The organism is Arthrobacter sp. zg.Y820 (genome assembly GCF_030125555.1).
Taxonomy (GTDB): domain Bacteria; phylum Actinomycetota; class Actinomycetes; order Actinomycetales; family Micrococcaceae; genus Arthrobacter_B.
Map to the genome: position 1 here is coordinate 36,635 of NZ_JASKLX010000017.1, position 23,099 is coordinate 59,733.

22 protein-coding genes and 1 pseudogene are annotated in these 23,099 nt (G+C 57.2%); 13 read left to right on the forward strand and 10 right to left on the reverse strand.

Features of this window, described 5'->3' with window-relative positions; all coding sequences use genetic code 11:
* Positions 1-11: 11 nt before the first annotated feature.
* Entirely contained in the window at positions 12-995 is a 984-nt protein-coding gene (locus QNN99_RS16965; protein ID WP_229968313.1) for a sugar kinase, read from the forward strand.
* Between the two features lie 45 nt (positions 996-1,040).
* On the opposite strand, the gene QNN99_RS16970 is transcribed toward QNN99_RS16965, so the two are convergent.
* The 4 genes from QNN99_RS16970 to QNN99_RS16985 are packed head-to-tail and all read right to left on the reverse strand — an operon-like array spanning position 1,041 to position 4,098.
* Positions 1,041-1,790: an MBL fold metallo-hydrolase gene (locus QNN99_RS16970; protein ID WP_229968315.1), complete on the reverse strand. Its 750-nt coding sequence runs from the start codon at positions 1,788-1,790 to the stop codon at positions 1,041-1,043.
* Between the two features lie 2 nt (positions 1,791-1,792).
* Entirely contained in the window at positions 1,793-2,176 is a 384-nt protein-coding gene (locus tag QNN99_RS16975) for a RidA family protein (RefSeq protein ID WP_229968317.1), read from the reverse strand.
* A gap of 32 nt (positions 2,177-2,208) precedes the next feature.
* Positions 2,209-2,910: a GntR family transcriptional regulator gene (locus tag QNN99_RS16980; protein WP_229968319.1), complete on the reverse strand. Its 702-nt coding sequence runs from the start codon at positions 2,908-2,910 to the stop codon at positions 2,209-2,211.
* Between the two features lie 9 nt (positions 2,911-2,919).
* Entirely contained in the window at positions 2,920-4,098 is a 1,179-nt protein-coding gene (locus QNN99_RS16985; protein ID WP_229968321.1) for a M20 family metallopeptidase, read from the reverse strand.
* 162 nt (positions 4,099-4,260) lie between these two features.
* Here QNN99_RS16985 and QNN99_RS16990 point away from each other — a divergent pair, with 162 nt between their 5' ends.
* The 3 genes from QNN99_RS16990 to QNN99_RS17000 are packed head-to-tail and all read left to right on the forward strand — an operon-like array spanning position 4,261 to position 6,423.
* The gene (locus QNN99_RS16990; RefSeq protein WP_229968323.1) at positions 4,261-4,899 is read left to right on the forward strand and encodes a bifunctional 4-hydroxy-2-oxoglutarate aldolase/2-dehydro-3-deoxy-phosphogluconate aldolase; all 639 of its coding nucleotides are present in this window, start codon (positions 4,261-4,263) and stop codon (positions 4,897-4,899) included.
* The gene (locus tag QNN99_RS16995; protein ID WP_229968324.1) at positions 4,896-6,050 is read left to right on the forward strand and encodes a pyridoxal-phosphate dependent enzyme; all 1,155 of its coding nucleotides are present in this window, start codon (positions 4,896-4,898) and stop codon (positions 6,048-6,050) included. Before QNN99_RS16990 ends, QNN99_RS16995 begins: the two co-directional genes overlap by 4 nt.
* A complete protein-coding gene (locus QNN99_RS17000; RefSeq protein WP_269439260.1) occupies positions 6,016-6,423 on the forward strand; it encodes a HisA/HisF-related TIM barrel protein in 408 nt (135 codons plus the stop codon). Before QNN99_RS16995 ends, QNN99_RS17000 begins: the two co-directional genes overlap by 35 nt.
* A gap of 878 nt (positions 6,424-7,301) precedes the next feature.
* Here the strand turns inward: QNN99_RS17000 and QNN99_RS17005 are convergent.
* The 3 genes from QNN99_RS17005 to QNN99_RS17015 are packed head-to-tail and all read right to left on the reverse strand — an operon-like array spanning position 7,302 to position 10,312.
* Positions 7,302-8,048: a class I SAM-dependent methyltransferase gene (locus QNN99_RS17005; RefSeq protein ID WP_229968326.1), complete on the reverse strand. Its 747-nt coding sequence runs from the start codon at positions 8,046-8,048 to the stop codon at positions 7,302-7,304.
* 13 nt (positions 8,049-8,061) lie between these two features.
* The gene (locus QNN99_RS17010; RefSeq protein ID WP_331461798.1) at positions 8,062-9,618 is read right to left on the reverse strand and encodes a DUF6297 family protein; all 1,557 of its coding nucleotides are present in this window, start codon (positions 9,616-9,618) and stop codon (positions 8,062-8,064) included.
* Between the two features lie 25 nt (positions 9,619-9,643).
* A complete protein-coding gene (locus QNN99_RS17015) occupies positions 9,644-10,312 on the reverse strand; it encodes an ABC transporter ATP-binding protein (protein ID WP_229968330.1) in 669 nt (222 codons plus the stop codon).
* 297 nt (positions 10,313-10,609) lie between these two features.
* Between QNN99_RS17015 and QNN99_RS17020 the strand changes: the two genes are divergently transcribed.
* From QNN99_RS17020 to QNN99_RS17045, 7 genes are all read left to right on the forward strand, one after another.
* Complete coding sequence (locus QNN99_RS17020) at positions 10,610-10,777, forward strand: hypothetical protein (RefSeq protein ID WP_229968332.1); 168 nt, start codon at positions 10,610-10,612, stop codon at positions 10,775-10,777.
* Between the two features lie 213 nt (positions 10,778-10,990).
* Positions 10,991-12,025, forward strand: a complete 1,035-nt coding sequence (locus tag QNN99_RS17025) for a hypothetical protein (RefSeq protein WP_229968334.1) — start codon at positions 10,991-10,993, stop codon at positions 12,023-12,025.
* The gene (locus tag QNN99_RS17030; protein WP_229968336.1) at positions 12,022-13,146 is read left to right on the forward strand and encodes a hypothetical protein; all 1,125 of its coding nucleotides are present in this window, start codon (positions 12,022-12,024) and stop codon (positions 13,144-13,146) included. The genes QNN99_RS17025 and QNN99_RS17030 overlap by 4 nt, the downstream gene beginning before the upstream one ends.
* A 12-nt stretch (positions 13,147-13,158) precedes the next feature.
* Positions 13,159-13,692, forward strand: coding sequence for a flavoprotein (locus QNN99_RS17545; RefSeq protein WP_442860549.1), 534 nt, complete (start codon positions 13,159-13,161; stop codon positions 13,690-13,692).
* Positions 13,689-14,645, forward strand: coding sequence for a hypothetical protein (locus QNN99_RS17035; protein ID WP_229968338.1), 957 nt, complete (start codon positions 13,689-13,691; stop codon positions 14,643-14,645). Before QNN99_RS17545 ends, QNN99_RS17035 begins: the two co-directional genes overlap by 4 nt.
* Positions 14,646-14,674: 29 nt before the next feature.
* Positions 14,675-15,724: a phosphotransferase gene (locus tag QNN99_RS17040; protein ID WP_229968340.1), complete on the forward strand. Its 1,050-nt coding sequence runs from the start codon at positions 14,675-14,677 to the stop codon at positions 15,722-15,724.
* Positions 15,717-16,649, forward strand: a complete 933-nt coding sequence (locus QNN99_RS17045; RefSeq protein WP_229968342.1) for a T3SS effector HopA1 family protein — start codon at positions 15,717-15,719, stop codon at positions 16,647-16,649. Before QNN99_RS17040 ends, QNN99_RS17045 begins: the two co-directional genes overlap by 8 nt.
* A 157-nt stretch (positions 16,650-16,806) precedes the next feature.
* Here QNN99_RS17045 and QNN99_RS17050 read toward each other — a convergent pair.
* Positions 16,807-17,643 (reverse strand): annotated as a pseudogene (locus QNN99_RS17050) (transposase); the annotation flags it as partial.
* A gap of 253 nt (positions 17,644-17,896) precedes the next feature.
* Between QNN99_RS17050 and QNN99_RS17055 the strand changes: the two are divergent.
* On the forward strand, positions 17,897-18,130 hold the full coding sequence (locus QNN99_RS17055; RefSeq protein WP_229968343.1) for a hypothetical protein: 234 nt from the start codon (positions 17,897-17,899) through the stop codon (positions 18,128-18,130).
* Between the two features lie 202 nt (positions 18,131-18,332).
* The gene (locus QNN99_RS17060; protein WP_229968345.1) at positions 18,333-20,156 is read left to right on the forward strand and encodes a MarR family transcriptional regulator; all 1,824 of its coding nucleotides are present in this window, start codon (positions 18,333-18,335) and stop codon (positions 20,154-20,156) included.
* 112 nt (positions 20,157-20,268) lie between these two features.
* On the opposite strand, the gene QNN99_RS17065 is transcribed toward QNN99_RS17060, so the two are convergent.
* Positions 20,269-20,508 carry a hypothetical protein gene (locus QNN99_RS17065; protein ID WP_229968347.1) on the reverse strand — a complete coding sequence of 80 codons (240 nt, stop codon included), beginning with the start codon at positions 20,506-20,508 and terminating at the stop codon, positions 20,269-20,271.
* 248 nt (positions 20,509-20,756) lie between these two features.
* Positions 20,757-21,416, reverse strand: coding sequence for a ParA family protein (locus QNN99_RS17070; protein WP_229968349.1), 660 nt, complete (start codon positions 21,414-21,416; stop codon positions 20,757-20,759).
* Positions 21,417-23,099 lie beyond the last annotated feature (1,683 nt).

The following is a 23,099-nucleotide window of genomic DNA, read 5'->3' on the forward strand; positions in this document are numbered from 1 at the left end:
AAGCACCACTGATGAAAAGTCCTGCCGATGTCGAATTGATGGCAATCGGAGAGAGCATGATTGTCCTCGTCGCAGACGAAGGCGTCCCACTGGAAGCGGCGTCCAGGGTCTCGCTGCACTGCGCGGGCGCTGAATCCAACGTTGCCTACTATCTCGCTCAATTAAGGCATCGGGTGGGATGGGCCAGCCGGGTCGGCGATGATCCTTTCGGACGCAGGCTTCTGAGAGAGTTTACCGGTGTGGGAATCGACGTCTCTGAAGTGCGCGTAGCCTCCGGCGAGCGTACTGGCGTCTACTTCAAGGATGCACCCTCGCCTGGAGGAGTATATTACTACCGAACAGCGTCCGCTGCCTCAGCGATGTCTTTGGACGAGCTGCTGCCAGCAGTGCATTCGTCGCCACGGTTGCACGTGACCGGCATTACTGCCGCTCTCAGTGCCAGTTCGGCGACGCTCCTATCAGACCTCATGAATGCTGCTGCCGGCAGCGGCGTGGCAGTATCCTTCGACGTGAACTACCGGCCGGCATTATGGGAGCGGAGCGAGGCTGCGCCCACGCTCGCCCGGCTCGCTAAGATGGCGGACACTGTTTTCGTCGGCCGCGACGAGGCCGAGGGTCTTTGGCAGAAGGACACTCCCGACAGCATCCGGGCGATGCTGCGGGAGGTGCCCACCCTGATCGTGAAGGATGGGGCCGTGGGGGCAACGGCCTTCGAACTGGGCGTGTCGTCTACGTTCGTTCCGGCGCCGCAAGTGGCCGTCGTTGAACCAGTGGGGGCCGGCGACGCTTTCGCGGCCGGCTACCTTTCTGCTGAGATTCGCGGACTCGGCATGGTTGAGCGGCTGCGCTTAGGTCATCTGCTCGCCGCTCAGGCGATCGGCGGACATGCTGATTATGCCGCAGTCCCTCCAGCACATGTTCTGGAGAATCAGATCAACCTGAGCGGTGAGCAGTGGCAGGAACTGGCAATCGGAGTTGCTGACCGCGTCGTGTAGCAGAGCCGGAGAGGAGCCGCGGCACGAGAGGAGACCGAGCGTGGTTCAGGACAAAAAGTTGAGCGGCGGAACCAACCGGGCGAAGGACTCCGCAGCACTGATGACGGCCCGCCGTGCCGAGTCGGGGGACAGGTCCGCGTCACTATGGCCGGGATAGAGTGCAATCACCGGGACGTCTGCCAGTCGGGCAATGCTCTGCCCATAGAGGTCCAGCCGGCAGTCCGGAATCGCCTGCATACTGATTCGTCCTCCGGCGAATAACACGTCACCGGTGAAGAGGCTTACGCCGTCGTTTTCCTTGACCCCGAACACCAGGTGACCGTCGCAGTGTCCAGGTGTGTCGTAGACCTCGAGTACGAGAGTTCCTACTGTAAGTGAGCCGTTAGCCAGCGTTTGGACACCGGCAGCGGGCGGCAATGTAAAGTGCGGCGGGTAGACGCCAACGTCGCGGGCGCGGCGCACTTGTGTACGCTCCTCGTCGCCGGCGGCTAGAGCCAGGGAGCAGACTGAGCTTCCCCATACTCGCAGCCCCGCTTTCTGGGCGGCGCTGACGCCACCGGCGTGATCACCGTGGTAATGGGTGATAAGTACACCGTCCAGTTGGGCGGGGTCCACGACGTCGGCAACGTTATGCAGCCACTGGGCAGCGGCGAGGCCCGAACCCGCATCAACGAGAACACCGCGGGAGCCGTCCCACAGCAGATACTGATTGCAGTCGTATTGGCTGGTGAAGGTCGGCCCTGCAGTGCTTCCGCCCACCAGCCAGACATATTTGCTAAGTTGAAGGGCGGCCATGATCAGTCCGCTGGCCGGATCGCTATCGCGTCGATCTCCACGAGGATGTTCGCCAGTTGGCTGCCCACGGTGGTGCGCACGGGATAGGGCGCCGGAAAGCGGCGCGCGTAGACGTCGTTATAGGCGGGGAAATCCTGCTGCAGGTGCTGCAGGTGCACGGTTGTTTTCACCACGTCGGCGAGGCTCAGCCCTACTTGGGCGAGGGCCGTCTCGACGTTATTGATCACCTGCTCCGTCTGGGCGGTGATACCTTCAGGCACCTCGCCGGTTTCCGGATCCTGTGGTCCAAAGCCGGCGGTGAAAACCATGCCGTTGAGTTCCACTACATGGCTGTAGGGACCTGCCGGGTTGGGAAGTTGTTCACTGAGAATTGCTTTCTTGCTCATTTTCTTCCTTATCTATGGTTTGGGTTTTTGGGTCAAGGACGTCGGATGTGCGTATAGACCTCGTATCGGTCTGCACGGTAGACGGCATCGGCGCGTTGAACCGGGGTGCCGTGTTCGTCCGCGAACACCTGCACAATATGCAGAGCTGGGGCCCCCGTCGGCATCCTCAGCAGGGTTCCTTGCCTGTCCGACAGCGCCACCGCCCGGATCGTGCGCTTGCCGGAACTGATCTGCACTCCGGCCGACTCCAGCAGCTCGTGCAGCGACCCGTCGAGATCGCTGGCGGTCGTCCAGCTGAAACGTTCGGGAAGGTGAGCCGTTTCCAAGCACATCGGTTCGCCGTCGGCCATGCGAAGTCGTTCAATGACAACTGTCTTTTGTTTCTGCCCTAGCCTCAGGTCGGTTGCCACGGCGTCCGGCGCCTTCCTGATTTCGACCCCGAGCAGCCGGGTGGAGGGGGTGAGGCCTCGGACGCGCATGTCCTCGGAGAATGACGCGATTGTGTCGCCTTTTCCGATCACGCGCTTTTGTCCGTCGACGAAGGTTCCTTTGCCGAAGATGCGGGTAATGAACGAGTCGTCCTCCAGCACTCCGAGCGCCTGCCGTACCGTCGTTGGGCTGACGCCGTAGCGGGTCGCCAGTTTCTTCTCTGAGGGCAGCCGGGTCCCTTCATCGAGACCAGCACACATCTCTCGCAGCTGATCTGCGATCACGCGATACTTCGTTTGCTTCATTTCATCAGCCTATGACCGCTTGAAGTATTCGCTCATGAGCTGCTCGTACAGGTCGGTGGCTTGATAGAGCTGAGCAACGCCCACCTTCTCATTAGCCCCATGGGCGACGCTGAGCCAGCCCGGGCCGAGGCTGACGACCGTCGGGATGCCGGCTTCGCCCATGAAGTAGGCAGCATCGGTACCGCCGGGGTATGCAGCGATCGGCAGCGGCCGACCGAGCACCGAGGCGGCAGCTTGCTGTGCCGCATCCACGATCGGATGTGCCGGATCAATCTCGGTGGCCGGCATCCAACCCATGGATCCTTCGTGGTAGCGGACGACGGCGGTTCCCTGGCCCTCAACGGTCTGCTGCACGAGATCTTCAATCGCCTCCCGCACCTGGTCGCGTTCCATCCCAGGGACGGTGCGGATTTCTGCGCTCACGACGCAGTGCCCTGGCCAGACGCCGAAACAGACCCCGCCCTCGATCATCATTCCCGGGTTCACTGTTGGGGCGGTTGGTACCAGGCCTGGCTGGGCGATCGGGGGAGCGAACGACTCCAGGGCGAGCAGGACATCCGCGGCGACGAGGGTGGCATTGCGCCCGAGTCGAGGAGAGAGCCCGCTATGGCCCTGTGTGGTGTCGATAGCAATATCGAAACAGCAGATGCCGCGAGAGACCAGGTAGATGGCCTCCCAAGGCTCATCGATGCCGCTCGGTTCGCCGATCAGCAAGGCGTCCACGTCCGGCATCAGCTCCGACCGGACGAGAGATTGGGCGCCGGCATCCGAACCTTGTTCTTCATCGGCGGTGAGGATGAGAGATACCTTGCCAGGCAGATCGTTCCGTTTAGCGAATCGTTCCAGCGCGATCATCATCGCGGCCACGGCACCCTTCATATCGGTGGTGCCAAGACCGAAAGCAGTGTCGCCTTCCACCGTCAGGTCCAACGGGTCTGTCCGCCAGACCGACCGTGCGTCGCCGATCGGCTTGGTGTCAAGATGGCCGGTGAGGCCGAGATGGCCGGCGCCGCCGTGGTCCACCGTGGCAATCACGTTCGGGCGCCCGTTGACGAACTCGACAATCTCGTTGGTGATGTCTCGCTCGTCGAACCAGGCCGACACAGCGGCGGCGATTTCCCGCTCACCGGGGCCGGGATTCTGCGAGTCAATCGCAACAAGCTGGCGGGTGAGTTCGAGGACATCCATGCGTATCTCCTTCGGGCACGATTGCGACGCGGCCATGGTGCACCTTTACTGGGCGCATTATTGCTTCACCTAGAGTGCCAGTGTAGTTTCTAGAACTGTATCCCATAATGTCAGAAGTGCCATTTGATCCGCATGAAAATCGGCACCGACGGAAGGACGGGTGTGGACTTCATTGACACGCTGCAAGAACATAAGCTCATTGCGGTCCTGCGGGGAGAAGATCCCCGTCTCGTTCTCGATGCGGCCCGAGTCTTAATCCAGTCCGGGGTCTCGCTAATCGAAGTGACATTCACCGTTCCCGATGCCGAAGCGGTCATCAGCGAACTGGTTCGGGACCAAACCGGAGCCGTCATCGGCTCCGGCACTGTCGTTTCCGAGGCGCAGATTGAGGGTTCCGCACGAGCGGGAGCACAGTTCCTTGTTTCCCCCGGGGCTACCGACAGCCTCACTCGTGCCATGGCGGATAGTGGGATACCCTTCTTGCCGGGTGTATACACCCCCTCCGAGGCCATGGCCGCGGCCGCGGCTGGGGCAACAGCTGTCAAGCTCTTCCCTGCAGCGCATGCCGGAACCGGATACCTGCGCCAGCTCCTCGCGCCGCTTCCTGATCTTCAAGTTGTGCCCAGTGGCGGTGTGCGGACGATCGACATCTCGGGCTGGTTAACCGGCGGGGCTGCCGCCGTGGGACTGGGCTCGCTCGCCACCCCCGCCGACATCGCCGCCCGCGATTGGGCCGCCGTGCGCACCAAAGCTGCTGACGCTGTTGCCGCAAGCCGCGCCAGGGAAGAAGGTGCACCATGACCGGCCGTTCCTACGCACTGCGATGCGTCAGATGTGACGCCGAGAACGACCTTGGGCGATACGACTGCGCCCGATGCGCCGGAGTGCTGGTGGTAGATGCCGGACCGGTGGCCGACCTCACCCCAGCCAAGGGAACAGCGGGCGTGTGGCGCTACCCGCAGCTGCTGCCCTCGGCGTCCAATCAGGTGAGTATCGGCGAAGGCCAGACTCCTCTGATCGATATCTCTGGCCTGCAACCCGCCGGCCGCGATTTTCGCCTGTACGCCAAGCTGGAGGGCGCGAACCCCACGCTGTCCTTCAAGGACCGCGGCATGGCCCTGGCGGTCTCGATAGCCGTTGACCGTGGCTGCACTAGCCTGGTCGTCGCATCGACCGGCAACGCTGCCGTCTCCGCATCCGCCTATGCTGCGGCGGCTGGGCTTTCCTGCACCGTGATCGTCGGAACCGCCTCCAACGCAGCCAACAAACTGGCGGCCTGCCGAGCTTACGGCGCCAAGGTGAGCGAAGTGGATGGGGACTACAGCACTGCCTATGCAGCCGCCATGGCGGCCGAGTCCGAGACGATGATGAACGTGTCTACTACATACCGCAACCCGGTACTGGGGGAGGGATACCGTTCGGTGGCTCTTGAACTGGTGGAGAGCCTGGGCCGGGTTCCTGATGCAGTGATTGTGCCGATCGGAGCAGGCTCGTTCCTGCGGGCGATCGCCGCCGGGTTTCGGGATGTCAGTGACGTTACCGGTTCCGGGGTGGTCCCTCGGATGGTCGGGGTACAGGCAGACCGCTGCGCGCCACTCGCTCGGGCGTGGGACGAAGGCCGTACCGACGCCGCTTGGGAGCGGAGCCTTGCGGAACCGCTTTACCCCGAACGGACCTCCGCAACCGCTATCGCCGACCCATTGCGCGGGTACGAAGACCAGGGTCTGCTGACGCTGGAAGCGGTGAGGGAGACGCATGGCACGGTCGTCGCTGTCAGTGAGGACCAGATTGACGCCGCGACGCAGGCCTTGCTTAGCAGGGGCATCTGGGTGGAACCGGCTGCCGCAACAGCGGTCGCCGCTCTGGCAGTCGTTGATCTTCCCCCCGGTTCTACCGTGGTGTCGATGATGACCGGCCATGGCGTCAAGGCGACCGTTGCGCGCAACTCCTAGCGATGGCAGCAGCCTGCAGGACAATGTCGAGGCTGTCCAGGGCAAGCTAGTCATGGCCGACTGCGGGTCCCTAACTGATGCAATGGCCGGCTTCGGCGCAGGGCCTAACTGCGTAGGCACCACGCTTTACACGAATGCTCGCCCGAGGATGGGCTCGGACTTTGACCTAGTTGAGGAACTTGTTCAGGAAAGCCCCGTTCCTGTCATTGCCGAAGGCCGAATCCGGACCCCTGAGGATTTCCGGCGGTGCCTGGAGTTGGGAGCTTTCGCCGTGGTCGTCGGGACAGCGATCACTCATCCCACCACCATCACGAGGAACTTCGCCGCAAGCGCAGCTGCCGGTAGGCCATCGCACTACCGACGTTGTGCCTGATGGAACAAATGTTTTGTCGACTCTTCGGGTGAAGAACAACAGGCTCGCCGTGGCCGGCTACCTCTGGGCCTTCTCCGCTCTGACCCGCTCACCCGGTGAAGCATGTGCCGCAGGTAATCAGCAGCGCTGCAGCCGCCGAGAATAATTGGGGTTAATGCTGACATTATTTCCGCTTTCGCTGAACAGGTCATTCCCGCCCGGAGTATTGTGCCACTGGCCGGATCCACTCCGATCGTTTATGGAGCACTCGTCGAACCGCTCACAGTCGCTTTCATGCTGTACGGCGAGCCCGCGCGGAGCATGGAAGTAATCTCCTCGTCATCGGTGGTGGACCGATCGGACAATCCGTCATCCTGGCGGCGTTCCAAGAGGGAGCAGAAGGCGTATTGGTGTCCGAGCCTAACCCTGCACATCGCGCTTAATGCGAACGTCTCGGGGCACATGCACTTGACCCGCTAAGGCCAGCGCCCCTCGCGGAACACGTTCGGCGTGAATTCGGGGCTTGCAGACACGACCATCGACGCTGTAGGCATCACGGCGACTATAGGAGATGCCCTTAATCCGACACGCTATGGTGGGGTGATCTCACTTCTCGGTATGGGTGCACGCAGCGGCGCCGGACAGACCGATGTTTTGCGTGTGTTCATGACGTGTGCGTCCTGCGGGAGTGAGAACCTCGCGGCGGAGAGTTCTCGAGTTCTGAAGTAGCAGTGGCCTGTTAGTCGTCTTGCACCTTGCGTTCTGCACCCCGCCGATAACCTACCTTATGTCAGGTTGCCTTCAGCGCAATTTCAGAAGGCATAAGGTTGCGGATTCAAAACTTGGCCCTGGTGTAAAAGTGGAACCGAGGTTCGACGCATCCTAAAAACTAAGTCCCCCTATGAGTTAGGAGCATCGGCAGCAGCATATACCGATATATGGCGGGGACTTGTATGGGTATAGGGTTCATTGTCCCATCCACCAAATCTCTCCACGAGCCGCAGTCCAGCTATTTCAGCAAGAAGATCTAACTCCAAAGGAAAGGCATACCGAATTACGTGTGTTGTTGTTTCGACCGGACCATTGTCCAAAATTGTGTGCTCCCCAACAAGTATTTGGTTAGCTCTATCGACCGAAATCGCATCGATCATAATCGCGCCTTGCTTGAGTACCCTACTGGCGTGGTAAACACCGGTTTGGGCGTGGAACTGGGTGGGCTCAAAGGCTTCCAATACAAATTTCCCACCGACTTCCAACTGCGCCTTCACGTTCGCTAATGCCTCGATCTGGCGTTCCTTAGTCAGTGCAGCAAAGAACGTATTCAACACGACAGTTATCACATCGAACTTCTCGCCCGAGTTAAACTCAATAAAGTCGCCACGGACCGTACGGACGGACCGATTAGCATCTCTTTCCCGTAAAGCTTGTAGCATGTTTTCGGAACTATCAACACCTAGGACATCATGTCCACGGTCGGCCAATGGAAGCGCAATTCTTCCATTTCCCACGCCCAACTCAAGAAACCTAGACCTTGGCGGCACCAAAGTTTCAAGAAAATCAATTGTCGCTGAAGTGTCGAAGTCAATTGGATACATGGCATCGTAGTAATTCGTGAGCTTCTCGCTATAACCAACGTTCTCGTCCATAATCTATCCCCTTCTAAGCTTTCTCAAACGAATCGATATCCATAGGGCTGAGTCTACGCGGCGGTACTCTCAACCCCCACCAAAGCGCTCCAGCAGTAGCCGCTACCTGGAGAAGTAATAATATAGGCGATATAACGCCGACGATGATCGTCAAAACTAAAGGTACCATGCAAACAATAGCTAGGATCGCGGCACCCAGCATTCCCAATGTGATTCCCTGTTGGTCGTCATTCGGACTGTGGGCTGCGGTTAAGGAGCATCCGATTAGTCCCGGAATCGCCAATAACAGCATGGGGATGGCATAAGTAACTACTCCTAGTGTCAACACTATGGTGCAGACTAAGGAAGCCCACAAGAATAATATTACACCGGCCGCGCAGCCAGCTAACCGGCGGAGGGTCGCTACGGAAAACGGCATTTGACGTCCGAGGCCTGGAACTTCGGTCATGATCTGCATCGGATAACTAGCCAAAAGAGCAACTGCCGCTGCGCTCATAGCAAAGGCACCGCCAACAACTAAGGGATTATTGATTCCCGACACAATAGGAAGCACACTCGGAATCACCGCAAGCATTACTATTGTCGAAGTTTTACCTCTTAATCGTAGGAAGTATTGTAGGTGCGCAGCAACAAATGATCGACGCACCCCAGAAATACGGGCGACTTCTAATCCACGGCGCGTTACTGAACTACTGGCAAAGGCATAAGACAGTTGTCTGATATCGAAGATATAGAGTGAGGCGCCCAAGTGAGCGGCACGCGATCCACTGGAGAGGAGTTCAGCGCGGCGGATCCGGTCGAACATAAACAGCAAAGGAGAAGCAAGAGCAACTACCGCTACGCTTACGTATACGGGCCATCGAGCCCCGCCGAGAACGAGTATTGGCCAGTTTGACGGAGCAGCCAAGAACATGGTCTGTAGATGTATAACGCCGCCTTTTGAGTTCAATACGGCAATTAGATAGATAACGATACTGGCTGCGAGGATCGCGCCGATACAGATGCGATCGAGGAGATCTTTCCTTGCCGTTACCTGCGCTAGCAAGGCAAGCATTGCGATTGCGACTGCCAGCAATGCAGTGCAAGTTATCGTCAATAGCAAAGTTTCGGCTGTCAGCGTCTTTGGCGATAGAAGTATGACGGGGAGGTACATCGCTTCGAACAAGACCACCACTATAAAGAGCGATCTAACTGCTGGTTTCGCCAACATCGCGGAGCGGCGGAGTGGAAGATTCAGCCACCAAAACCCTGCAGGACCGTTAACACCTATCGGGCCTGTCCTTGCAAGCAGCATTAGAAATGCACATACCGCCACGAAGTAGAAACATGCTACCCCTTCGCTCAGACTTAGCGTGCTATACCCAGGATTCGTCACAGCGCGAACGATTGTCTCTTGAGAAGTGACTTTCTCACGAATGCTTGTGATAGCAGAGTACGAGACGAGCCCAACGAGCATCATAGTGAGAAGTGATACGTACATGTCGGTCAAACGACTAGGCCAGTCGATTACGCGATTCCGGTGGGTAGCTCTTCGCGTGATCGCAACAGGGGAGCTGCTGCCCCGGCCCATAGACGACGCTGTATCGATACGGTCGCTACGCAGCAATTGCTTCAGCGCCCTCTCTTGGAGTCAAATAACGGACTTGGGTATCAATGAAAATGCACGCGTCGACTGTATCTTCAAGGAGGGTGGCGTCATGGGTAATAATAATTGCGGCTTGGCCGTGATCGATATTTTCTCGGACTCGCTTTGCCAGCCGGTCGCGCATACCTGGATCTAGACGTTGCTCTGGTTCGTCTAGTACTAGCAATGCTGCCGGCCTGATAAACGCGGCCGCCAGAAGTAATCGGCGACGCTGACCAGAAGATAGGGTATGAGGAAACGCATTTGCATGATTTTCCAGACCAAAAAACTCAAGTTCTCGCGCGACCTGTGATTTATCAACATGATGGCCTGTAGCGATCAGGTTTAGGTGCTCACCGACTGTTAGCCAAGGGAAAAAAGTATCTTCATCAAAAACCATGGAAACTAGGCGCCGAAACTCGGGCGAGCGTTCATCCAGTCGCTGACCGAGGAATAGTATACGCCCCCCTAGTGCTCGTTGTAGTCCAACTATTGTCCTCGCAACTGAAGATTTGCCTGCACCGTTGCTGCCGATAAACCCAATAGATGTCCCGAGTTCTATCTTGGCACTAATAGGACCACATACGGGTGACTCATCATAGCCCACTATGAGCTCATTTATCTCAAGGACTGGCTGCATAGCCACCTCTCTTCTAAGAGTTACAGAGCGGAATAGCGCCTACCAGGGCGGGCGTGCCTGCTCGCATATTGTCAGTTGCTAACGTCAGTTGGCCATATAGGCAAAGCCTTGCGACTCCACTGTTTAGTACAACCTATCCTAGGTTTCTAGCCATTTTTATCGTTACATTTTTGTTATGCTTGCGTCTTGACAAGAGCGCATGCTCTCTAGCAGGTTGTACGAGGGGGAAGCGTGTTGATTATTATGGCCTCCCTCATTTTGCAATTCAACTACTGCTACTACATTTGGGAGTAACTAATGGATCACAACCTGAGCAGCCTGATCGACTCGTACGCAAGTTTCGCCACGCCGGCCGAAGTGGCTAATGCAGCTGCAACTGAAGGCCCCGGAGTCATCGTCTGGACCACGACGTTCCTGAGCTCCATTTGTGGAACGCTCGGAGCCACGAGCGCCGCACTCTGTTAAGCCAGACGGCTCGTTAGAACTAAACGAGCGAGTCCGAGGGGCAGGAATTTCTTGCCCCTCGGACTCAACCATCTCTCATAGGAGTTCCTCATTCGTTCGCCGTATGTTATCCCGTATAACCATCCGGAGGTTGCTTCCATCTCGTGGACATACCCATTCGGCCACAGAAATGATCCATACGGAGCAGCTGGAGGTGTTCATGTAATTGAACACATGCTCGTCGACGGATCTGGAAAGAAAACGCTAAGGCGTCTCAGTGATGCGGGAGTCCTTCTTAATGCTAGGACTCTCTCTGATACGATGCAGTTGACATACACGTTTCATCCATCTCAAGTAGATTGGATTGTTGAGACGCACCATTCACTCATGTCAGCTGACATCAACGGTGCGACACTTGCACATGCAGCGCGAATAGTGAGTCAAGAGACCGCAGAATCAAAAGCAAAGTTGGATGGTCTCCGAGAGAATTGGGTCGCGCTCCAGCAAACCCTTTATGAATCACCGCAGTTCGCACATGATGGATTCGGGTATGACGTTGCTACCTGGACTGCAGAAGCCCGATCAGCAGTGCTCTTACTTGCGGAAACTATCAAGTTGTCCACGCCCACGGTTGTCGGGTGCGGGAATTTTGCCGCGGAGGTACTTGCATACCCGTTTGGGTCTGAGACGTCCCCTACTCGCTCCGGAGTTGCCGAACATAGGGCACCAGAACTAAATGCCCCCGAAGAGGGACGCTTCCACGGCCAGCGAAGCCGTCATCTGCTGGGTATCCCGATCAATTTCAACGTTCTGGGGGATGCGAGCTACCTAGCAACCTGGTGCGTGGTCGAAGCACTGAGGCATATCCTCAACCTTGAAAATCGAGAAGCCGATGTCAGCCTTGGTATATTCGGACCTTTTGGCCTTCTTCGTTCTGACTGCATCTCAATCGTATACAGGCCGCCCGAGGCTGACGGCCTGAAGGACCAGGAGACAATCAAGAACGCAGTTAAAGCGTCCCAGCGACTACTCGAAAGCCGCGAAGATTTCAATAAGATTCAGGCTAAGGTTACAGAAAGACTTCGAGCAATGCTTATTAGCCCAGACCAGCAGTCCTCGATAGCAGGCAAGCTCGCGTTGGCGGGTGAGGCCGACTTGTCATCAATACACGCGAACCTTGCCTCTTTATCGCAGGAAGAAGTTGTCCGGAATGCAGTGAACCTCCACGCGCTACCGGTTTTCACAGTCCCAGAGATGATGCTGAAATGATGCTCTCGGAGATACCGCTCACTACCATCAGGAACGGTAGGCAAGCAGCCATCCTGGTCGGATCGTTCACGCCCACGTTGGATGCATCGCTGCGCGTCGTTTATATACCGGCAGGCTCCCGATCGACCATATCCGGACGGGTCTCTACATTCCTAAAGCGCCAAGCCGATCCTTATGACATAACTGTAACTTCGAGTACGGACCATCATGTCCTCGCCTTTGATGGAAGACCAGGTGAAGTCGCATCGGCCTTGGCAGAAATTCAACGAATAATTAAGAGTCTTGAGCTGCTTGATTCTAGAGGGCTATACAGTACTGAAGTAACTTATCCGAAATCTTTACTGCCAATTATTCAGGACCAAATCTGGAGAAAGGTGAAGCCCCAGTGGATCGAGTTGAAGTCGGATAAATTCTCTCCCGGCCAGATCTCGAATCTATCTGCCGCTTCCCAGATGTTTGTTCTATTTCGTGGCCTGGACACAATCGGTGCCGAGGAGGCATTATCGTGTTTGGATGATTCGCTACTACACGCCCCTGGGCGCCCTTCAGAAGATTTCGGTACGAATTTGAGAGGCAGTAGCAAGGCAATTTACAACTTCGGCGCGGCTCGATCGAGTGTCATTCTCTCCATCCCCACGCTCCCCTCGAGTCGACCTATAGCATTAGCGCAAACAGCCGCGCTTCAGTATCTCTACGCAGACTCGGTGTCCCTTCTATTCAGTACTTTGCGAGACCACGATGGACTGTGCTACTCCCCTCGAGTGATATCTCACCGCTCAACAGCGGGAAGCATCCTTCATACGATCTTCAGCATTGAAGGGGCAAAAACAGCTTCGATAGAGGATGCGTTTAGGCGCCAGGCGGAGATTCTTTCAGAGCAGAACCGGAGCTACTTCGAGGACCTATCGGTCAAATCCCACAATAGTCTCGCAAAATGGATTCGTTACAGTACCGCTTCAAATATGATCTTGGAGTTTTTGATTCAGATCTTGATTATGAGTTCCGATCGTTCCAGCTTGGTCGAAGCGCCCGAAAAGATACTTGACCTGGAGCTAGTAGATATCGTTGAGGCTTTCACGATGTCATGTTCACCCACACGTTATTTTTCCATCATCACCTAGGCCGGTAGAATTTTGAAGAACGTACTTGTCATAGTAACTGGTGCCTCGAGCGCGATGTTCACTCCGTACAACCTCAACTGGGCGAAGATCGCCTTTCCAAAGTTCAATATTAGGGTAATGGTCACAGAATCTGCGCAGCAGTTTGTGACGACGGCGGCCGTCCAGCAGCTCCTAACGCCAGGCTCAGTGTTTAGCGACAGTTGGCTAGATGCTACGGAATCTTTTCATGTGGAACTGGCCATCTGGGCTGACGGGATTGTCGTATCCCCCGCGACTTTCAATTACGTAAATTCATATGTCTCGGGTTTAGCTGACCGGCCCTCGCAGCTGTGCCTACATGCTTGCAAAGGGCCGAAAGTTTTCACGCCATCCTTTCCCCCCGGAATAGATCCGGAACCGTGGCTTACAAAGCTACGATCCATGCCGGATACTGTCGTAGCGCCGTTTGTGCCGGCGCTCAGTAGTGGAACGAAACAGGTTGAACGCACCGGGAGTGCACCACTTATGAATGGATTACAACTACTAAAAGAGAGACTTACGTCTTGAATAACAAGCCACTACCTATCGCTTCTTTCACGACGACGCGCAAAGCTACCCATATTTTCGAACATCAGGATGGGTTTATTTGGATACGGACCGCTAGCAACAACGCGGGATTCCCGCGGGAGAGTTGCGTACCGTTCACACCCGACAACTCCTTAGCGGAAGAAGTAATTTGTGATCCTGGCGTTATCGCAAGGAATGGGCGGGCTTACTTTACGTCGCAATCTAAGCCGGTTCTAGACGAGCTGAACTTGGTCAGCGATCTTAACGCTGAGGACAAGCTGGGTCTAATCGAGATGCTCGGCAGCGCTTGCGGCGCTCTACGCAGTTCGGCGTCAGGAATAGATAATATGCCAGATTCTCGGCCTGTTCCCGATATTATAGAATTGCTCGATATCCATGGGTCCAACCCCTACGGTTCGGAGGTCGCCCACGCAGCCCTGGAATCGATTCGTCAGTTTGTCGATAATGAGCGCTTGAATCAGTTGGTGACCTGGTATAAAAGCCAGCATGAACTGGAGCCCTGTCACGGAGAATTTTCTCTCGCAAATATGGTGAGGAGTGACGAGAACAAGCGTGTGAGCATACTTATGGAGGATTCGTTACCGGTTGCACCAGTCGCGTTCGATGCCGGTTGGTTTCTCGGCGATCTGTATGAAAACATTATGTCGCCCATGGGGGCATTCGATGAGATATCGGCTGTGCACGCGGGACGACTTTTTCTTAGCTCTTATTCAAGAGAAGCCGGGCTTGACTTGGTGGGACTCTCGGAGAATTTGCACTACAGTTTTATCCTGCGCTTACTCTATCATTATGTGCAGTTTCGCATCAGTGCTTATTCGCCTAGCCACGAAGAGTATTTCCTCGAAGCCATTAATGACTTGTTCGTGAGGCAGCCGTTCACGTTCACAGGTGAGTTGTTCGGCTTCGAAGAAGTCGGAGGTTTGGTGAATTGAGACCAACGGGTGCACCTTTGGAGAATGTAGTGGATGTGCTCACTCGTCTACTGGGCGATGCTGTTTACGAGCACACTAGCGATAACAGCTTTTTCGGACGGAATCACAATGCCGTTCTTAGGACAGAGAGTCAGCGAATTATTTTCGCTAAACAGCTCAGAGATGTTCCTGGTGCAGATGCCCGTTTTATAGCTTGTAAGGACGCCGACCATCTATTCCGACAATTAGAAGTCGGTTCTGTCTCTACGCCAGAACTGATCGCAGAGGACGCCGAGACACGTGTACTGGTCTACGAGTATGTTGATGGTCGATCGCTTCCGCTGGCGTTGAGGGTAGATGAGTATGATACCGACTTGTGGACCGAGATGGGAAAGAGCCTAGGCGGAATACACGGAAGCGATGGGTCCATGGCTCCTCCACCAAACGCATCGAGTGCGCCAGGAAAAACAGTTGTGGAGCTTCTCGACGCGTTGGACTTCGACTCCTTCTGGAACCTATCTGGTGCTGAAATTGAAATCTGGGCGATACTTCATTCGCAGAGAGCGACTTTGTGCCAGGTTTCAACAAGACTCGACCCGTCCCGACGTAGACCAATACATGGCGATCTCCGCCTAGACCAGTTCCTATTGGACCGAAGTGGGAAACTGTGGATCTGTGACTGGGATGAGTTTAATGCTGGTGACCCGGCACAGGATCTAGGCATGCTCTGTGGGGACGTATTCCTCGCGTTCCTAAATCAGGGTATTCAAGATCTGGGAGCCATATCGGTAGAGAATGGTAGCGATGGGTCTGAGCTTATTAGAGCCTGCCTAGGGTCGTCAGCGGCGAAGGCTCGTACTGCGATTACAAATGTTTCCGGGGCATACTTTGCGTCGACAAGTGGGGCCGGCATCGTTGACGATACGTTTTATGTACGTAGTGGATGGTTTGTTGTCTGGCATATGATCGAGCGGGTTTTAGCGCGAGCTTCACTCCGCGCTTATTGCACTGCGATAGATAAGGCGATATTGGGGATAGCTGTAGCCATGGCAGTGTCGCCTGGTAGTTCCATGAAATCGATAGGCCTCGATCATGAATAACAATGAGCTCTTGGATCCGGCTGTTCGAGGTGTGCTAGATATGTATAGAATCGCACCGCGTAATGAAGAAGCTGTTGCTCTATACGGCGATGAGGTAGTTGCGTCGTCTGGATCTATAAGCGGCCTTGCCGGCCCTCTTTCTGAGCATATTTATAGGACGCACCATAGCGGGATGGATGAGATCGATGACAAGCTCACGAAGGAGGGGATGTCGGATCCTGTATTGGAAAAAGAGCTTCAAGCTGCGACTTCAGGGTACAGCTTTCGCCAACGAATTCGGGTAAGCGATCGAAGAGGAAAATCTGTAATCGTTGTGATCAACGGCGTACGGGTTTTGCTCGAACCAGAGCGCTTCGAGGTATTACAAGGGACCGATGAAGTTATAGTAGATGTCCCCTCGCTGCGCCCTTTTGTCTCGCCTGGCTTCATTTATTATCGCTCTCCCGCCTCTGACAATCTCAGAGTCGGCACCCGCGTTTATATGAGTCTCGGTGACGCGTCGTTAGGGCCGGAAGTCTGGGCTGCGGTTCAGCGGTACACCCCGGAGATCAGTGCGGCGTTTCATGCGAAAATTGCATCGTCCAGGGTGCTATACCCTCGCCGCGATGCGGTAGTCATCTATCTACCAATTTCTGTGGGGCATGAAGAGCTTGTATATCTTGCAAGCAAATTTTCAGGCTCTTCACTGTCCTTGGGCACCACCTCCGCGCTGATTTGTAAACTCGCACCTGGGATTGGTTATGCGCACGAACCATATGACCCCGCACTCCTCGGATCAAGAACCAGTTTTGGACAACACAGAAGCGGCCTTCTTGCTAAAGCGGTGATACTCACACACAAGAATCAGGGACGTTCAGAAGACGTCGCCGACATTTTCCGGGGAGCAAATGTGGACCCGAGGGCAATCTATATGAATGTTCAATGAACCCAGGCTGGCTTGCTGATCAATCGTGCAACGCCCGTCCTGAGTAACTTCACGGCGCAGGGCGGTGGATGACGTTTGCCGCCTCTACACGATATGAAGGACAGAGATTAGGGGCTCTATGATTTCGGTCAAGCTGCCCGGGTAGGTTTATGGGGGGGGGGGCGGTGTCTTCGTAGAGGGTTCCGTCGCCAAGCATGGCGAAAAGGACATCCGAGCGTCGCCGGGCTAGGGCAATAATCGCCTGGTTGGGCGTTTACCTTCAACGCGGTTGCGCCTGCAATACGCCCTCGAGGGCGCGTGATTCAGGGCCGCGAAGGCTGGGAGGAACAAGGCACGTTTGAGTTTCTTGTTACCTCTCCGGCTCCGATGTTCACCTCGGATCGAGGTCCCCGAGCGGCGCGTGACCGAAGCGATTCCGGCGTAGGAGGCCAGATGGGCGGCGGAAGCGAAGTGCTTGCCGGTGACTTCGGTAAGGAACCGAGCGCAAGTCCTGACGCCGATGCCAGGCATCGAGGTCAGGACTTCATTAAGAGGGTGGACCTCCACCAGAGTTTCGAGCTGGGAAACGATCTCGTCGCGCTGCCGGCGCAGTGCCAGTAGCTGCTCAGCGAGTTTGGGCAGCACGATCCCGGCCGCACCGGTGTCCACGACCACGACCGTTTGCTTGCTCCAGGGTGGTGAACACAGCCTCGGTCAGGCGTTCGGCGGCGCGTGGGGCATGCTTCCTCAGCCGTGCTTTGACGTGTCCGCGGCCGGCGGTCTTCAAGGCAGCGGGAGTTAGGTAGAGGGTGAGCAGATCCGCGACCGCCGGATGGTCTAGGTGCGGGCCCAATACCCATTCCAAGGCGGGATGGATTTGGGTATGCAGGCCGCGAATTCACTTGGAAGCGGCGGTGATTTGCCTGGCGAGGTCATCATCTAAGCCGCAGAGCCCTCCGAGCTCGGCCAGGGTTTCATCGTCTAGTTCCACCGCCCGCAGCGTAGGCGGCATGGATCAGCAAGCGGTGGTGGTTGGAGGCCTGGCTTCTCTTCAAGAGACCTGCGGGAGGATTTGAGCCCTGGCCCGACCCGCGACACGATGGAGTTTCTGTTTTCCCTTAATCCGGGAGGTGGCTGGGGCCCGGTGATAGTTTTTAGATATCGGAAACAGTTTTAGATCATCCTGGGCCACCCGTCCAGCCGATGTTGTTCAGACTGAGATGGACTGAAAGCCCTCCCCCAGGGGCCGGATATGTAAGGACAAGATCATGACCACTGAAGGACCGAAGCGTGTTGGGCGCCGCTCCAAGGGAGACCGTAAGCTCATTGGCTTCCGTCTGGCGACCGACAAAGCGGAAGTTGTCAGTGAAATCGCTGCCGCCGAAGGCTACAGGTACGTCAGCGACTGGGTGGCCAGTGTTGTGGCCGAGCGTATCGAGAACACCGATTTGGATGGAATCCACCAGCAGCAGGAGGAACTTCCGATCAGCCGTATCGCTTAAATACAGAAGGCCCGCAGGATAGCGGGCCTTCGAAGTATGTGACTTTCGCCTGACAAGCTTGCCGGCGACGCAGGTCGAAAGTCGATTTTTTTTACAACCGTCATTCCTGTTAGGGAGAGCCGGTCCTTTTTCATTCCGTTAGGGGAATAACACCATCGTACATCAGCCTGCCCCCGAACTGCCAGACTCACAGAGTCACAGCGTGTCGAGCGTGCCCACGTCGCGAGACGAACCCTCGCAGCTCTGGTCGTCCCTGGCTCCGTTGCTTGCTGGACAGCCCCGTGTGCGCCTGTCCAAGGATGGCGGCCGCTCCTATCCGCAGCGCTTTGAGCGCGACCTGACGCCGGGGCTGCCGTCCCATCCGGCAGCCGTGCGGATCTTCGGCAAGGACGGAACCTGCGCTGCCATCTTCCTGGACTTTGACTCCTCCATCGCCGGAGTGGACTGGGTCGAAGCCGACGTCCGGACCGCCCAGTCGTTACTGCACAGTGTCGGCGGCCGCTGGATTGAGGACTACTCCCCCAATGGCGGCCGCCATCTCTACATCCCCCTGGCCGAACGGGTGAGCTTCTCCGAGGCCCGTGATCTCGTTGAAGCGCTCGGGACCCGTTTCAGGACCCTGGATAAAACCCCGCACCAGAACCTGCTGCACGGCTGTATGCGGACACCAGGCAGCCCCCACAAGCGGGGCGGACACCAAATGCTGGCCATGAGCCTGTCCATGGCCTACGACGTCGCCCGCCGACGGAACAGCGCAGACGTATGGAAAGCACTCACAGCCGAGCTGGCCCGGGACATCGCTGCCGCCCGCGCCTACCGGCTGGAGCAGGCAACCCCGGCCGCCTTGGAATCCCCCGGTCCGGCCGGCGTCGAACAGAGCCTGCGGATTTCCCGTGCCATGCAGCGCATCGCCGTCACCGGCTTGTACGAGGTGAACCGGTACCAATCCGACTCCGAGGCACGCCAGGGTGTCATCGCCGGCGCAGTCGCCGCAGGACTGGCACTTACCGAGGTCCAACGCCGGATGAAGCAGGGACTTTGGCCCGGACTAGCCTCTTTCTATGCACGCTATCCGGCCCGTCACCGGGTCGCGGCACTGCAGCGGGACTGGCGCAATGCCCTCAGCTTCGTACAAAGAAACCAGGATCAACCACATGGAAAGAACAATGTCCGTATCTCCCCCACAAGCGGGCCCCCCACACAGGCGGGGGGCTTACATGGTGGTAACTCGGTGATCCTTACCGACGATAACGAGCATCGCTTCATCCGTTCCTGGCGGAACGCTCTACGTCTGGTGGAATACCGGTACCAGACCCGGATAGGACTGGCGCGGAGGATGGTGCTGCGCGCCCTGGGGGAAGCCGCCCACAAGAGTGCCAGCCGTTACATTGAGTTCGGTGACCGGGCCTTGGCCGTGGCCACCGGTATGGACCACACCACTGTTGGTTTCCACCTGCGCGGCTTGCGTTCCGAGAAGGATCCGTTGGTGGTCCTGATCGAAGCCGGCCGCGGCACCAAGGGTGATCTTTACATGCTGACCATTCCGGAAACCACGTTGAAGGCCGTGAAGGAGCTGCCATGGAAGAAGGGGAAGGTGCATGCCCTGCGCCCGGTCTTTAGGGAATTGGGGCTGCCGGCGGCCTTCGTGTACGAGGCGCTGGAGAACTCCCCTGTCCCCCTCTCGACCATGGAAGTCGTCCGAACCACCGGACTGTCCCGGACGGCAGCCACCGAGGCACTGGAAATGCTTGCAGCCTGGAACCTGGCCTCCCGGGACGCCGGATGGTCCGTCGTGGCCGCCACCTCGCTGAACACCTTGGCCGAATACTTCGGGGTCCTCGAGGCCGTCGCAGCGCAGATCCACACCTATCGGATCCAGCGCGCCCAATGGCGCGATTGGCTCTCCCGCCATTCCAACGTCGTGCCACTCCTACCAGCACCCGAGGATGATTATCCGTGGGAGGACTTCGAGGGCCCCCCCGATGACCTGACCTTGGCCGATCTGGCCTTCCAAGCTGCCGGCTAGGACCACCAGACTCTGTTAGTCCGTGAGTCTGGTATTTCCCGGCCTGTGGAACAGGGCAGGAAATGTTCCAATCCGGCAGCCGAGGAACGGTGCCCGGGCACACGGCGCGTCCCTAATACCGCGGCGGCAGGTTCAAGGAGTCGCGCAGTTCGCTCTCCGTGGTGCCCGATAGATCTGCCTTGCGCTCCAGCAGCAGATCAATGGCCACCCGGACCAGGGTGTTATCCGTGATCCGCTCCCCCATGCCCAGCTTGGAGTTATTGATCGTCATGGTCAGGATCTTCAGGTCCATGGCCTGGTCCTGGAAAACCCGCAGCTCCTTGCGGACAAGCTGTGTGTAGTGGGGACGCACCGAAGCTGCTGGCAGGTCTTCCTCCCCCGCGGCAGACGCCTGCTGCGTCGCCTGTACGGGAGCAGCTGCCGGAGCCGGTTTGGCCGCGACCGGTGGCCTGACCGGCTGGCCGTTTGGGCCCACCTGCGGCTGGACCGCAGCCGGTGGTGAGACCTGCGGTTCCGGCTGTTGTGGGATCGATGTCGTCGCAGGTACGGCGGGAGGGGGCGGCAACATGTCCTTGAAACTTCTTTTGACGGCCATGGTCCCTATCCCCTGTTCTCGTTGACCCAGATGCTCAGCAACTCCCGGGCGACGTCCTTGTAGTCCCCGGCTGCCTTTTCCGCGTTCCGGCTTGTCTCGTATGTAGTGACGACATTGCCCGTCATGGGAGCGCGTTCATGAATCTTGTATGAGCGGACAAAGGACTTGCAGACCTTCAACCCGTACTCCCGCAGGGTTTCCTGCGCCTCGGTCGCGTCGCTGATGGAGCGTGAATCTACCTGTGTGACTAAAACCCGGTAGTCCAAGCCGCTGGGCTGAACGATGGAGCTAAAGGTGTTGATCAGGGGAAGCATGGCCAGAGCGGTGGGCTCGCTGGGCAGCAGGACGAAGTCAGAGTTGTCCACGACGGCTTTCAGGACTTCTGCATTGTCCAGATTTCCCGGGGTATCCACGTAGATAGTGTCGTAGTCGAGATCACGCATCTGCTTGAGCAGAGAGGGATCAGTTTCACTGACGACGTCGAAGGGCAGCTGCTTGCTCTCTGGGAGCTGGTCTGCGGTTTCAGCCCAGGTCGTCACGGACCTCTGGGGGTCGACGTCAACGACGAGGACCTTGGAATGCTCCGCCGCAACGGCGCCCAGATTCATCACCGTGGTGGACTTACCTGCACCACCTTTTTGGTTGATGACGGCGACGACCCTCATTGATGCTTCCTTCTGTCATTGAGCTGCTGGGCGCCGACGACGAAGGAATGGGTCCACGCTCTAACTGAGCGGGGTTCACAAAAGATGGGAACTGCTAATCCAGTGGTCGCCGGCATGCGATTGAGCCCAAGCTATCAGCCATTTACTGAATTTGATGGGATTTCAGTCCGTGACACGCAGAGTCTGTAAGTTCGTCTTTGAGTGCCAGAGTCACCGATAACCAAAGTTGGGGAGTCACAGACTTCCAGACTCTGTTAGTAAAGTCGCCGTTTGATGTCCCCACTCCCCCGGGGTTGTACAGATGCATCTCGATTTACAGCGATCGTCGTGTCACAACTGCGCTCGGGCCGGGCACTCACGGCGTTATGGGGTCAATCGCTGACCTGCAGCGTGCAATGCAGTAAGTTGAATACGCTGGGGCGGACGGTCCAAGATGAACATTTCAGACAACCTGGCATGCAATCCAGACATGGAAACTCACGGAGTCCGCGTGTCTGTGAGCCATTAACTAGGTTCATGATGACGGGCCGTTATGAACCCTGTACTCGGGAGCGAGGCGGGATGCCCGCGGTTTAGAGGCATAGGGCGGAAGACTCCGGGCGCCAGACTCAGTGAGTATGGAACTCAGTGAGTCACGGAGCAGTGCCGGCCACCGAAAACGCAGCCGGGGAGTCACGGAGTTACGGACTCTGTTAGTCAACGCGCCCTTCAATGCCCCCACTCCCCGGGGTCGTACAGATGCATCAAGATTCGGGCGATCGAAATGCAGCCAGGTGGATGTGCAGGGAGGCGTGGGTGAACATCCCACGAAGTCAGGCCGATAAGTGCATACTCGTGATCTCACAGAGTCACAGAGTCGCAGAGTCCGTGAACAACGGATATGGTGCTGGCTGAGGTTGAACCCGTGTTCTCGAGGGTGAGGAATGCCCGCGACTCAATGAAGTAAGCAAGCAAGGACGGGCTCCGGGCGCCAGACTCAGTGAGTATGGAACTCAGTGAGTCACGGAGCAGTGCCGGCCACCGAAAACGCAGCCGGGGAGTCACGGAGTTACAGACTCTGTTAGTCAACGCGCCCTTCAATGCCCCCACTCCCCGGGGTCGTACAGATGCATCAAGATTCGGGCGATCGAAATGCAGCCAGGTGGATGTGCAGGGAGGCGTGGGTGAACATCCCACGAAGTCAGGCCGGTAAGTGCATACTCGTGATCTCACAGAGTCACAGAGTCGCAGAGTCCGTGAACAACGGATATGGTGCTGGCTGAGGTTGAACCCGTGTTCTCGAGGGTGAGGAATGCCCGCGACTCAATGAAGTAAGCAAGCAAGGACGGGCTCCGGGCGCCAGGCTCAGTGAGTATGGAACTCAGTGAGTCACGGAGCAGTGCCGGCCACCGAAAACGCAGCCGGGGAGTCACGGAGTTACAGACTCTGTTGGTCAACGCGCCCTTTGGTGCCCCCACTCCCCGGGGTCGTACAGATGCATCAAGATTCGGGCGATCGAAATGCAGCCAGGTGGATGTGCAGGGAGGCCTGGGTGAACATCCCACGAAGTCAGGCCAGTAAGTGCATACTCGTGATCTCACAGAGTCACAGAGTCGCAGAGTCCGTGAACAACGGATATGGTGCTGGCTGAGGTTGAACCCGTGTTCTCGAGGGTGAGGAATGCCCGCGACTCAATGAAGTAAG

What these genes read in the sequence shown, in the direction of transcription:
- QNN99_RS16975 (WP_229968317.1), bottom strand. Translation starts at nt 2,176, where the DNA reads ATGAGCAAGAAAGCAATTCTCAGTGAACAACTTCCCAACCCGGCAGGT.
- QNN99_RS17020 (WP_229968332.1), top strand. Translation starts at nt 10,610, where the DNA reads ATGGATCACAACCTGAGCAGCCTGATCGACTCGTACGCAAGTTTCGCC.
- QNN99_RS17005 (WP_229968326.1), bottom strand. Translation starts at nt 8,048, where the DNA reads ATGGACGAGAACGTTGGTTATAGCGAGAAGCTCACGAATTACTACGAT.
- QNN99_RS16980 (WP_229968319.1), bottom strand. Translation starts at nt 2,910, where the DNA reads ATGAAGCAAACGAAGTATCGCGTGATCGCAGATCAGCTGCGAGAGATG.
- QNN99_RS16965 (WP_229968313.1), top strand. Translation starts at nt 12, where the DNA reads ATGAAAAGTCCTGCCGATGTCGAATTGATGGCAATCGGAGAGAGCATG.
- QNN99_RS17025 (WP_229968334.1), top strand. Translation starts at nt 10,991, where the DNA reads ATGCTCGTCGACGGATCTGGAAAGAAAACGCTAAGGCGTCTCAGTGAT.
- QNN99_RS17055 (WP_229968343.1), top strand. Translation starts at nt 17,897, where the DNA reads ATGACCACTGAAGGACCGAAGCGTGTTGGGCGCCGCTCCAAGGGAGAC.
- QNN99_RS17030 (WP_229968336.1), top strand. Translation starts at nt 12,022, where the DNA reads ATGATGCTCTCGGAGATACCGCTCACTACCATCAGGAACGGTAGGCAA.
- QNN99_RS16985 (WP_229968321.1), bottom strand. Translation starts at nt 4,098, where the DNA reads ATGGATGTCCTCGAACTCACCCGCCAGCTTGTTGCGATTGACTCGCAG.
- QNN99_RS16995 (WP_229968324.1), top strand. Translation starts at nt 4,896, where the DNA reads ATGACCGGCCGTTCCTACGCACTGCGATGCGTCAGATGTGACGCCGAG.
- QNN99_RS16970 (WP_229968315.1), bottom strand. Translation starts at nt 1,790, where the DNA reads ATGGCCGCCCTTCAACTTAGCAAATATGTCTGGCTGGTGGGCGGAAGC.
- QNN99_RS17045 (WP_229968342.1), top strand. Translation starts at nt 15,717, where the DNA reads ATGAATAACAATGAGCTCTTGGATCCGGCTGTTCGAGGTGTGCTAGAT.
- QNN99_RS17070 (WP_229968349.1), bottom strand. Translation starts at nt 21,416, where the DNA reads ATGAGGGTCGTCGCCGTCATCAACCAAAAAGGTGGTGCAGGTAAGTCC.
- QNN99_RS17010 (WP_331461798.1), bottom strand. Translation starts at nt 9,618, where the DNA reads ATGGGCCGGGGCAGCAGCTCCCCTGTTGCGATCACGCGAAGAGCTACC.
- QNN99_RS17000 (WP_269439260.1), top strand. Translation starts at nt 6,016, where the DNA reads ATGGCGTCAAGGCGACCGTTGCGCGCAACTCCTAGCGATGGCAGCAGC.
- QNN99_RS17015 (WP_229968330.1), bottom strand. Translation starts at nt 10,312, where the DNA reads ATGCAGCCAGTCCTTGAGATAAATGAGCTCATAGTGGGCTATGATGAG.